The organism is Halobiforma nitratireducens JCM 10879 (assembly GCF_000337895.1).
Taxonomy (GTDB): Archaea; Halobacteriota; Halobacteria; order Halobacteriales; family Natrialbaceae; genus Natronobacterium; species Natronobacterium nitratireducens.
In genome coordinates, this window is sequence record NZ_AOMA01000097.1 from 1 (window position 1) to 11,013 (window position 11,013).

The 11,013-nt window shown below is 61.4% G+C and carries 10 protein-coding genes; 4 read left to right on the plus strand and 6 right to left on the minus strand.

The features are described from left to right. The first annotated feature begins 951 nt into the window (after nucleotides 1-951). A complete protein-coding gene (locus C446_RS09760) occupies nucleotides 952-2,622 on the plus strand; it encodes a methyl-accepting chemotaxis protein (protein ID WP_239639487.1) in 1,671 nt (556 codons plus the stop codon). 352 nt (nucleotides 2,623-2,974) lie between these two features. Then, nucleotides 2,975-3,283, plus strand: coding sequence for a DUF7853 family protein (locus tag C446_RS09765; protein ID WP_006672927.1), 309 nt, complete (start codon nucleotides 2,975-2,977; stop codon nucleotides 3,281-3,283). Nucleotides 3,284-3,351: 68 nt separating this feature from the next. Here the strand turns inward: C446_RS09765 and C446_RS09770 are convergent, their stop codons facing one another. Next, the gene (locus tag C446_RS09770; protein WP_006672928.1) at nucleotides 3,352-3,669 is read right to left on the minus strand and encodes a hypothetical protein; all 318 of its coding nucleotides are present in this window, start codon (nucleotides 3,667-3,669) and stop codon (nucleotides 3,352-3,354) included. Between the two features lie 82 nt (nucleotides 3,670-3,751). Then, a complete protein-coding gene (locus C446_RS09775; RefSeq protein WP_006672929.1) occupies nucleotides 3,752-4,792 on the minus strand; it encodes a zinc-binding dehydrogenase in 1,041 nt (346 codons plus the stop codon). 125 nt (nucleotides 4,793-4,917) lie between these two features. Here C446_RS09775 and C446_RS09780 point away from each other — a divergent pair, with 125 nt between their 5' ends. Then, nucleotides 4,918-5,577, plus strand: coding sequence for a MogA/MoaB family molybdenum cofactor biosynthesis protein (locus tag C446_RS09780; protein WP_006672930.1), 660 nt, complete (start codon nucleotides 4,918-4,920; stop codon nucleotides 5,575-5,577). A gap of 78 nt (nucleotides 5,578-5,655) precedes the next feature. Then, entirely contained in the window at nucleotides 5,656-6,393 is a 738-nt protein-coding gene (locus C446_RS09785; protein WP_006672931.1) for a 5-formyltetrahydrofolate cyclo-ligase, read from the plus strand. Nucleotides 6,394-7,033: 640 nt separating this feature from the next. On the opposite strand, the gene C446_RS09790 is transcribed toward C446_RS09785, so the two are convergent. The 4 genes from C446_RS09790 to C446_RS09805 form a co-directional block, all read right to left on the minus strand. Then, nucleotides 7,034-7,375: a DUF7126 family protein gene (locus C446_RS09790; RefSeq protein WP_006672932.1), complete on the minus strand. Its 342-nt coding sequence runs from the start codon at nucleotides 7,373-7,375 to the stop codon at nucleotides 7,034-7,036. Next, nucleotides 7,372-8,289, minus strand: coding sequence for a glutamine-hydrolyzing GMP synthase (guaA, locus tag C446_RS09795; RefSeq protein WP_006672933.1), 918 nt, complete (start codon nucleotides 8,287-8,289; stop codon nucleotides 7,372-7,374). Before guaA ends, C446_RS09790 begins: the two co-directional genes overlap by 4 nt. Beyond that, nucleotides 8,289-9,980, minus strand: a complete 1,692-nt coding sequence (locus tag C446_RS09800; RefSeq protein ID WP_006672934.1) for a CTP synthase — start codon at nucleotides 9,978-9,980, stop codon at nucleotides 8,289-8,291. The genes guaA and C446_RS09800 overlap by 1 nt, the downstream gene beginning before the upstream one ends. A 176-nt stretch (nucleotides 9,981-10,156) precedes the next feature. Continuing rightward, on the minus strand, nucleotides 10,157-10,582 hold the full coding sequence (locus C446_RS09805) for a hypothetical protein (protein ID WP_006672935.1): 426 nt from the start codon (nucleotides 10,580-10,582) through the stop codon (nucleotides 10,157-10,159). Between the last annotated feature and the right edge of the window lie 431 nt (nucleotides 10,583-11,013).

Sequence of the window (11,013 nt, forward strand, 5' to 3'; positions counted from 1 at the left end):
TAGATGCGGACTCCCGTGAAGTGGCGGCGTCCATGGTTGCAGACCTGAAACTCCCACCGCTCGGGATTCCTCCGCGTGAACGCGGAGGAGGATGTCAATCGTACTACCCAAAAGAGGGTGCTGCCATAGCGAGGAATGACAAAACATAAACTGGGTACGTTGGCCAAACAATTCATTATAATGTAGAAGACAAGAGCTTGTTATGCCGTCGCAAGGAGTGGGTCGAGAGATGGAGGCACCGACATGGGTTTAGAAGAACGGCTTCCGGACACGATTCGACAAAGCTATACGCGAAAGTTCTTCGCCATCTCAATTGTTATAATAATAACCGTACTTGCGTTGGGATTGGTGACACAGTCGGCAGTAACGTCTCAAATTACCGACCAACAGCGAGACAACTTGCTGACAAATGCCAATCAAGAAGCGGAATCCCTCAACCAGTGGCTCGCAGCACAGCAGTCGACGACTCGGACACTTTCTGCACACCAAGCGCTACAGACGGAACAGCAGGATACGGTTCAATCGGCGCTGACAGGCGAACTCGACCATCTCCCACCGGAAGTAGCGCACTTACATTATCTTGACTACGAACAGGAAACGATCACCGCGAGCACAGATGCCGGGATCGAAGGCCAAGGAGTTCAAGCGACGAATATCGTTTGGCCACAGGCACAGGAGTTCGGAGAGGTTTCGTTCGACGATCCGGACGCCGTTATACAGACGTGGATGTACTCGGATGACGGAGCCCCATCAGTCGCATTCGTTTCGCCAGTACCCGAAACTGAGCACGCACTCGTGATGGTCATTCGGACGAGTACCCGAGCCGAGCAGTTCGAAAGTCCGATCAACGGGACGACCACGACAGTTGTCGGTGACACAACTGGTGACATTCTCTTTGACGAAAACGAATCAGCGTTTTTGACCGAGTTTGACTCCGCTGATGGCGAAATTATGGACACTCTCGACGCAGAAAACGAGGGAACGCTACTGACATCGGATTCGGTTGTCGCGTTCACACCGGTTGATCAGGCAGAGTCGAACTGGGTCGTCGTCAAAGAGGCACCACAATCCGAGGCACTGTTGATCGCCCAGCAGGTCAGATCGAACTTGTGGATTCTTCTCGGTGCTAGCTTCCTCGGACTGGTGTCGCTTGGTGTGATGGTAGAACGGGGACCGATGCGGTCGCTCAGATCTGTATCGAAGCAAGCGACTGCACTCGCCGCTGGGGACCTTGATCAGGAGATTACGGACGAAAACCGACTCGACGAGATCGGACAGGTACGAGCTGCCTTCCGAGACATCGAGGACTATCTCAACGTCGTCGCTGCACAAGCTGATGCGCTTTCGCGCCAAGAGTTCGACGATGCCGTTCTCGAGGAGTCAGTACCTGGCCGCCTCGGAAATAGGCTGGATGAGATGCAAATAGACCTTCAGGAGTTCATTGCTGACCTCGAACAGGCCCGCACGGAAGCAGAGAACTCACGCGAGGAGGCCGAACAATCACGCAAGGAAGCTGAACAGCTCGCGACGTCGCTGGAACGCCAGGCCGACGAGTTCAGCGCTCACTTGACAAAAGCCGCCGACGGTGATCTCACACAGCGACTCGAGACGGATGTCGACAACGACGCCCTCAGACGGATTGCGATTTCGTTCAACGACATGATCGAGGACCTCGAATCGCTAGTCGTCGAAATTCAGGCCCTCGTTAAAGATGTCGACGAGATCAGTTCAGATATGACCGCTTCGACCGAAGAGATCAAGAACTCGAGCGTTGCTGTGGCCGACAGTATCGAAGAGATTTCTGCCGGTGCAGAGCGGCAAAGCGAGAAGCTTGCAACTGCCGCGGGCGAGATGAGCGACCTTTCGGCTACTGTCGAAGAGATCGCTTCGTCCTCGGGCAACGTCGCCGACCAGTCTCGAAAAGCAGCTGAGATGGGACAACAGGGGCAGCAGGCGGCGGAACGGACGACGGAAGTGGTCGACGAGGTCGAAACCAAAGCGACGGAAGCCATCGAAGAGATGCGTACACTGCAGGACGAAGTCGAGGAGATCAGCGAGATCGTCGAGTTGATCGACGATATTGCGTCGGAGACGAATCTCCTCGCGATGAATGCGTTGATCGAAGCGGCAAACGCCACTGAGGACGGAAATGGGTTTGCCGTCGTTGCTGACGAGGTGAAGGCGCTTGCTGAGGAGACAGACGAGGCGACGAGCGAGGTAGAACAATTAGTTGCTGGGATTGAGAAGTCGGCCGATGCGCTGGCAGCCGACATGTTCGAAATGCAATCGAACATCGAAACCAGCCAGGAGACGATCGACGAAACCGTCGGGACCTTCGAAACGATTGTCGATCGAGTCGAAGCCGCTAACAGCGGTATTCAGTCGATCAACGACGCAACGGATGATCAAGCCGAATCATCTCAAGAAGTCGCACAGATGGTCGATGACGTTGCAAGTGTGAGTGATCGCACGGCAGACGAGGCACAGAACGTCTCGGCAGCGGCCGAAGAACAAACAAGTACGATCCAGCGGATCGCAACGACTGCGGACACGTTATCGGACCGTGCAGACGAATTGCAGTCACAGACTGAGCGGTTCGAAACGACGGCTGACGGAGATTGACCACCCTTCGCTTTCGGAGCGGCCGTACTGCACGGGATTGAGTTAAATCCCGCCGATGTACGATGTCGTTTTTGTTGGCTTGGTATTTCTGCCCACTTTGCCCTAGTGTGAGGGAACAATTGGTGTGGGGCTCTGAGTGGCTTGCGATGAGGTAACAACGAGGGATTCCGGCTGGTTCTAAGATCAATTCCACACGAGTCAGTGCAGGGCATATCCGATCACATCCTGTCTCGGATACTGATAGCTCTGGATTGTGTGGCGACTTCTGAATAGTGGTAACTAGTGACAAACCTTATGACCCCCTCGTTCGTAGCAACGGGTGAGGACCGACAGACACGGTCCAACTGACGAAATGAGCTCTCCCCCACAGGAAACCGAGACGCACGAAGTGACGCTCTCCAGAGAAGAACGGTGGGTCGTCCACCAACTCCTGGCCAGTCGCATCGACGACGCGGTCGACGACTCCGAGACGCCAGCGGAGTGGGCGGTCGAAGCGCTCGGCACCGTCGAGAACGATGGGCCGAATGCGTTCACAGAGCGCCAGCTCCGACGACTCCGGGACGACGTCGACGACTATCTCGACGACGCCGAGACGCCGGATCGGGACATCGATCCCGGAGCGGCGGTCCTCGAGCGCCTCGAGTCAGTACTCGGCTCCTAACCGTTCGGTTTCGTTGCCGCCTTCGTTTTCGAATCCAACCGTTACCGGACTCGAGTCGCGAGTGTGAATCAGGGACGGGTCGTCGCCCAGACGGCCGTCGCAGCCAGCGCGATCGCCGGCGCGAGCGGTAGGATCAGCAGCGCGAACCTGTAGTGATCGCTGCTGGGCGGAAAGAGCAGTATCGCGACCGGTGCGATGACGAACGCGAACAACATCACGCCGACCAGTATCCAGCCGCGCCGGCCGAACTCCCTGTTGGTCGCCGCGGGGTGTGGCGGATCGTCCGACAACTCCTCGTCTCCCCCGCGGTCGTCGTCGTGGTGCGTTCCGTCCTCGTCGAACGCGGACGGGTCGTGGACGTAGCCGCCGTCGTCGCTCGAGGTCACGTCGGGACCTTTCGACCGGGACGGCAAAGCCCTCACGGTTCCGGAGAACGTAAACGTGGTTCGCCCTCGAGTCGGGTCGTGCTCACAGCTCGCTGTCGGGTCTGACGACGACCTTGCCGAACCCTTCGCGACCCTCGACGATCTCGTGAGCGCGAGCCATCTCGCTCATCGGAAGCACTTCGCGCACGGCGGGTTCGAAGGTGCCGTCCCAGACCAGTTCCATCACGTCGTCGACCTGGCCCGGCGTCCCCATGGTCGAACCGATGATCTGCAGCTGGTTCCAGAAGATACGGGGCAAATCCGTCTCGGGGTTCGGTCCCGCAGTCCCGCCGCAGGTGACGAGCCGACCGTTCTTCGCGAGGCTCTTGATCGAGTCGCGCCAGGTGCCCGCGCCGATGTAGTCGACGACGACGTCGACGCCGCGACCGCCGGTCTCCGCACGGACCCAGTCGGCGAAGCTCTCCTCCTCGTAGTTGACGACGTGATCCGCACCGTGGTCGCGTGCGTACTGGAGTTTTTCTTCCGTACTGCCGGTCGCGTACACCTCCGCACCGGTGTAGTCGGCGATCTGGAGAGCGGCGTGACCGACGCCGCCGCTCGCACCGAGCACGAGGATCTTCTCGCCCGGCTCGAGTTCCGCGCGGTCGACCAGCATGCGCCAGGCGGTCTGGAAGACCAGCGACGTCGAGCCCGCGGTGATCCAGTCGACGCCGTTGGGTACGGGAATCAGGTTGTCCTCGGGGACCGCGGCGTACTCGGAGTGAACGCCGGTGACGTGTTCGCCAAGCAGGTGGAAGTTGACACAGAGCGTCGGGTCGCCGTCCCGGCAGAATTCGCAGTTCCCACAGTTGACGCCCGCAGAGACCGCCACTCGGTCTCCCTCGTCGAACCGGGTGACGTCCGGGCCGGTCTCTACGACGATTCCTGCGGCGTCGCTGCCGGGGACGTGAGGCATCTCGAGGTCCAGGGTGGGCAGTCCGCGGCGGACCCACACGTCGAGGTGGTTGAGCGCGCCGGCTTTCACGTCGATCAGTACGTCGTCGCGCCCGACTTCCGGGTCGGGGTAATCGCCGTACTCGATGACGTCCGTGCCGCCGTGCTCGGTTATCTTGACTGCCTGCATGTACCCGAACAGATGGAAACGGTCGTCATAAAGTTGGGCAATATTGATGGGGATCGGTTCGGTTTCTCTACCCCACAGTCCACCGCAGTGACAGCGTTTTACACGGCGGCTCTCGAAGGCGGAGTATGGACGAGACGGACGGAGACGCCGACGGAGCTGCGAACACGGACGGTGACGGTGACGGTGACGGTGACACGGCGTCGCCCCTCCAAGCAGAGAGCGAACGCGAACCGGCCTCGAGCCCGACAGCCAACCCGGACAGCCCGCTCGGATTCGCCGTCGTAACCGTCGCCACGAGTCGGTCGTTGGACTCCGACGCCGCTGGCGAGGCGGTCGAGACCGTGCTCGAGGATGCCGGACACGAGCTCGCGACCCGCGAACACGTCGGCTCGGACCACGACCGCGTCCAGTCGATCGTGCTCCGGATCATCGAACGCGACGACGTCGACGTGGTGGTTACCGCGGGGGCGACCAGCGTCGAACCCGACGATGTCGTCATCGAAGCCGTCGAACCGCTGCTGGACAAGGAGCTGGCTGCGTTCCAGGAGCTGTTCACGATGCTCGCCTACGAGGAGGTCGGCACTCGCGTCGTCGCGTCGCGGACGCTCGCGGGCGTCGCGGAGGGGAAACCGGTGTTTTGCCTGCCGGGGAACGCCGATGCGGCCTGCCTGGGCACCGAGTCGATCGTCCTTCCGGAGGCACGACACCTGGTGACGATCGCGAACGGACACGAAGACGGAACCGAGGGTGACGACGGTGTCAGAGACGAGTCCGAAGAGTCCTGACCGATCGTCGTCCCTTTCGACTGGTGCTCGATCGGTCGAAAGCGAGGATATTCCGTTCCGGAGCGCACACGGTCTCGCATGGACAAAGAGACGCTACGCGAGCGGGTCTGGGACGAGCTCGAGGAATCCGGCGTCGCGCGGTTTCCGTTCCCGCCTCACGGGCGCATTCCGAACTTCGCGGGTGCAAAGGACGCCGCCGACCGGCTGACCGACCAGCCCGAGTGGGAGAAAGCGGAGACGATCAAAGCGAACCCCGACGCACCGCAACTGCCCGTCCGTCGAGCCGCGTTACGAGCGGGGAAGACGGTCTACATGGCAGTGCCACGGCTCGCGGACGAGCAGTGTTTTCTGGTGCTCGATCCCGACGAACTCGAGGATTACGACGCAGCGACGACGGTTTCCGGATCGTCCGAGTACGGGACGCAAGTCGGTCCCGAAGCGGTCGGGAAGCTCGACCTGATCGTCTCCGGAAGCGTCGCCGTGACCGACGATGGCGGACGGGTCGGCAAGGGCGAAGGGTACAGCGACCTCGAGTACGCGATGCTGTACGAACTGGGGCTCGTCGACGAGGAGACGCCGGTCGCGACGACGGTTCACGAGCGGCAGGTGTTCGAGCGTGGCGGCGATGGGGACCGCAGCCAGGACAGCGTCGATCTCACCTTCGACGCCCACGACGTTTCGATGGACCTGATCGTCACCCCCGAGCGAGTTCTCCGACCCGACGCGGGGACGACGGAACCCGCCGGGATAGACTGGGATCGACTCGAGGACGAGCGACTCGAAGAGATGCCGGTATTAAAACGGCTCTCGCCGTGAGACCGGTCAGTGTCGGTGAGCGGTTGGGTTCGGCGACTCATCGCTCGGCGGGCGTCGCTACTCGGGAGAATGGTCCGATCCGAGGCGCGGACAGCGCCTCGGGTGCCAGAACCGCAGAGTGACGCAGGCCGGTGCAGTAGCCCACGTCGGAACGGTGTGGCAATGGTGGGGGGAAGGGTGCTGTGGTGGGATTGCTGGAAGCCACGGGAACAGGCGTGGGTGCCTCGGTGGAGTTAACCCGTCGACCTCCATTCATCTCTATGGGCGGGGACTACTTCAACGGGGGCGATGGTATAGGACTCTTACACTGATTCTATCGAATTTAACTCGGATTTAATCTGCTGTTTTGACTTTTCTCAGGGCCCAGAAACCGAATTCCCTCACTCCTAAATGATTTTAACTGTAAAATCAGTTCAGCGAGTTGCTGACGGAATTTATCCCCGGTCGAACGCGCGGTTCGTGAAGACCGACTGTGAACTTTCGGCGAGGCGACGCGATCTCGAGTGTTCGAGACGACAGTTTCTGGACCGAGGCGTGGAACAAAACCGAGACAGGAGACGCCACAACTACTCGAGGCCGGTCACCGGCACGGTCGGTCACGAATCGGGTTGTACGGCGCGACCATCGAGCGGTGACCGTCTCAGGCGAGCAGTTCTTCGGCGAGCACGGTGGGATCGATCAACTGCGGGTCGACCGCGAGGTCGAGTTGTGCCTTGACGAACTCCGGAATCGTCCGGTCGGCGTAGACGACCGTCCGGAGGTCGTCGTTGAGATCACAGACGATCGGGATAGTCGTCGCCTGATCGACATCGGTCAGGACATAGAGGTCGGCGTCGACGATGCCCGCTTCCTCGAGCTGTGGCCGCGAGACGACCCCCTCGAGTCGCCGCACCTCGACGCCCTCAGCTTCGAGGGCGGGCGAGATGTCCTCATTGTCGGGGCCGGCAACGATCGCACACGTGCCGTTTTCTCGGTCCGTCATTCGTACTCGATCGTCGCTGGCGGTTTGTGGGTCACGTCGTAGACGACTCGGGCGACGTTTTCGTTCTGTCCCGTGATCCGTGACTGGATGCGTTGGAGCGTGTCCCAGTCGATCTCCTGGGCTTTCGCGGTCATTCCGTCACGGGAGTCGACCGAGCGCACGGAGACGACCCACCCGTGGACGCGGTTGTCGCCCTTGACGCCGGTCGCCTTGCCGATGACGGCCGCCAGGGCTTGCCAGGGCTCGTACTCCTCGAGTTCGTCCTCGACGACGTGACAGGCGTGGCGTGCGACCTCGAGTTTCTCCTCGGTGACCTCGCCGATTACGCGTACCGCCAGGCCCGGGCCGGGGAACGGCATCCGTTCGGCGACGATCTCGTCGAGTCCGAGGTGACGTGCGACCTCCCGTACTTCGTCCTTGTAGAGGTCGCGGACGGGTTCGACGATGCCGTCGAAGTCGACGACATCGGGCAGTCCGCCGACGTTGTGGTGGGACTTGATGCCACCCTCGCTCTCGATGCGGTCGGGGTAGATCGTCCCCTGGACGAGGTAGTCCGCATCGGCGTCTTTCGCTTCCCGCTCGAACTCCCGGATGAACTGCTCGCCGATGACCGAGCGCTTCTCTTCGGGGTCGGTGACGCCCGCAAGCGCCTCGAGGAACCGATCCTTGGCGTCGACGATCCGCAGCGACTCCATGTAATCGAACGTCTCTTCGATCTGTGCGGTCTCGCCTTTCCGCATCAGGCCGGTGTCGACGTAGACCGGGGTGAGTTGGTCGCCGATGGCCTCGTAGGCCAGTGCGGCGGCGACCGAGGAGTCGACCCCGCCGGAAAGGGCGATGACGGCGTTTGCATCGCCGATTTCGTCTTCGATCTCTTCGACTGCGTCGGGTACGAACGTCTCAGTATCGACCATCAGTGGGTTACCTCCGTTTCGGTGTCGTCGCTCGTGTCGCTGTCGGTTGTAGACGCCGCGTCGCCGGCGTCTACCTGCTCGAGTGCGGCTTCGACCAGCCCCAGGAACGGCGGGCTCGGCTCGCCCGGGCGGGACGTGTACTCGGGATGGAACTGCGTTCCGAGGAAGTAGGGGTGGGTCTCGAGTTCGAGGATCTCCATGCGGTTGCCCGCGGTCCCGGAGAAGACGAGTGGTTCGTCCTCGAACTGCTCGAAGTACTCGGGGTTGACCTCGTAACGGTGGCGGTGCCGTTCCGAGCAAGACGTATCGCCGTACAGCTCGTAGGCCAGCGTCTCGGGCTCGATCACGGTCGTGTGCTCGCCGAGCCGCATGGTGCCGCCCATGTCCTCGACCTCGTACTGTTCGGGCAGGATGTCGATGACCGGATGTGGCGTGTCCTCGTCCATCTCCGCGGAGTGTGCCCCCTCGAGGCCGAGCACGTTACGCGCGTACTCGACGACGGCCATCTGGAAGCCCAGACAGAGTCCGAGGAAGGGAACGTCGTTCTCGCGGGCGTACTGGACCGCGCGGACCTTCCCTTCCGAGCCACGCATCCCGAACCCACCGGGGACGATGATCCCGTCGACGTCCGCGAGCTGGTCGTCGTAGTCGTCTGCCATCTCGTCGGCCGGCACCCAGTGAACGTTGACGTCGACACCGACCTCGAAGCCAGCATGTTTCAGCGACTCGTGGATCGACATGTAGGCGTCCTCGAGGTCGTACTTGCCGACGAGCGCGACGTCGACCTCGCCGGATTTCTCGGTGGTGACGATCTCGCGCCACTCGTTCGATCGCTCGCCTGCCGGGAGCGCGTCGTCATCGAGGCCGAAGTGCTCTAAGACGTACTGATCGAGCCCTTCCTCTTCGACCATCAGCGGGACGTGATAGACATCCTCGACGTCGGGGTTCGAGAAGACGGCTTCCGTGGGGATGTCACAGAACAGCGCGATCTTTTCTTTGGTCTCGGGGTCGAGTCGGTCCTCGCAGCGACCGACGATCACGTCGGGCTGGAGCCCGATCGAACGGACCTCCTTGACCGAGTGCTGGGTGGGCTTGGTCTTCTGCTCGCCGTTCTTCGAGTAGGGAACGAGCGTGACGTGGACGAACAGGACGTCGTCTTCGTCTTCCTCGTGGGCGAACTGCCGCAGCGCCTCGAGATAGGGCATGCCCTCGATGTCGCCAACCGTGCCACCGACTTCGACGATACAGACGTCGGTCCCTTCGGCCGCTTCGCGGATGCGACGCTTGATGTCGTCGGTAACGTGGGGGATGATCTGGACCGTCTTGCCCAGATAGTCGCCGGCGCGTTCCTTCTCGATGACGTGCTGGTAGGTCTTGCCCGTCGTAATGTTGTGGTCCGAGGTCATGTCGACGTCGAGGAACCGCTCGTAGTTCCCCAGGTCGAGGTCGACCTCACCACCGTCTTCGAGGACGTACACCTCCCCGTGCTGGTAGGGGTTCATCGTCCCGGCGTCGACGTTCAGATACGGGTCGACTTTTACTGCGGTGACGTCGAACCCGGCGTTCTTGAGGAGCCGGCCGGTGCTCGCGGCCGTGATCCCCTTACCGAGTCCCGACATGACGCCGCCGGTGACGAAGATGAACTTGTTCCCCAGCGAGGGGTCATAATGAGTGTCCGATTCCGTCGGCATACCGAGTGTGCGCGCGAGCAGTTGAAAACGATTTCGGGACCGTTTCGCCCCGGTATGGACTATCATTCCGGATCGTGATACGTCCTGCCCTCGACTACCGAGTCCAATACGCGGTGTGAGACGCGACAGTCGAGAGCCCGCCGTCGAGTTTCGGCTTGGGACGGCCCCCGTCGCCCCTACGGCTCGTCGTCCATCGTTGCCGTTCCTTGCGGGCTATCTTCTTTCGACACCTTCCCTCCGCCCTCGGGCTCTTGGGGGTTCCCGTCCTGGGCCTCGACCAGTTGGGCGTTCGCGAGAAACTCCATACCACCGCCGAGTCGAAGCTGAAGCGTCCGACCGGGCAGGCCGGGATCGTCCGCGTCGGTCGGCTCGTTGGGGATGGACAACGCCGTGACACCGTCGACCGACACTTCCCGGCGCTGGATCGGGTCGTTCTCGTATTCGATCGTCTCCCAGGTCTCGAGGTCGAAGTCGTCGATGTTCTTGCCGAAGTACGCCTCCGGCCCTTTGTCTACCGAATCCTCCGTCTGGGACTCGCCAGTCGTCCTATTGTCGTCGAACTGGACTTCCTCGTGTTTGTACTGGCGGAGATGAACGAGCATACGGAACCCCCCAACGGGGAGCGGTTAATGCGTACGCGGGTCGCGAGCAAGCCGTTTACGTGCCGTCGCCTGTCGCTCGTCGACTCGTCACTTGTCCACCCGTCTCCCGTCGCGTGTGACTCGCGGCCCCCGCCTCGTCCTCTCGACGGCAGTTCGGAGGTCGTGCCCGGCTCGATGCGTTCCAGGACGGTGGCTGCCATGAGGTCGGTCGTCTGCAAGCTACTTTATATTGCGACGACGAATACGAACACGAACTGTGTCTTTCCAAGCTGGACGGCCGGCTCCCGATCCGCCCACCGACTCGCCGGACCTCGCCTTCAAAGCCGGATTCGGCTTCTACCTGGGTTGCTCTGTTGAACGCAAGAAGGCGACAGTATTGAATTTATGATATTCGTCTTAATGCCGCTATATGGCCTGAGAGTCCTGTTTTG

Bases quoted from the DNA above. Each gene is read 5' to 3' on its own strand.
- C446_RS09760 (WP_239639487.1), top strand. From the start codon at position 952: ATGGACACTCTCGACGCAGAAAACGAGGGAACGCTACTGACATCGGAT.
- C446_RS09765 (WP_006672927.1), top strand. From the start codon at position 2,975: ATGAGCTCTCCCCCACAGGAAACCGAGACGCACGAAGTGACGCTCTCC.
- C446_RS09775 (WP_006672929.1), bottom strand. From the start codon at position 4,792: ATGCAGGCAGTCAAGATAACCGAGCACGGCGGCACGGACGTCATCGAG.
- C446_RS09780 (WP_006672930.1), top strand. From the start codon at position 4,918: ATGGACGAGACGGACGGAGACGCCGACGGAGCTGCGAACACGGACGGT.
- C446_RS09785 (WP_006672931.1), top strand. From the start codon at position 5,656: ATGGACAAAGAGACGCTACGCGAGCGGGTCTGGGACGAGCTCGAGGAA.
- C446_RS09790 (WP_006672932.1), bottom strand. From the start codon at position 7,375: ATGACGGACCGAGAAAACGGCACGTGTGCGATCGTTGCCGGCCCCGAC.
- guaA (WP_006672933.1), bottom strand. From the start codon at position 8,289: ATGGTCGATACTGAGACGTTCGTACCCGACGCAGTCGAAGAGATCGAA.
- C446_RS09800 (WP_006672934.1), bottom strand. From the start codon at position 9,980: ATGCCGACGGAATCGGACACTCATTATGACCCCTCGCTGGGGAACAAG.
- C446_RS09805 (WP_006672935.1), bottom strand. From the start codon at position 10,582: ATGCTCGTTCATCTCCGCCAGTACAAACACGAGGAAGTCCAGTTCGAC.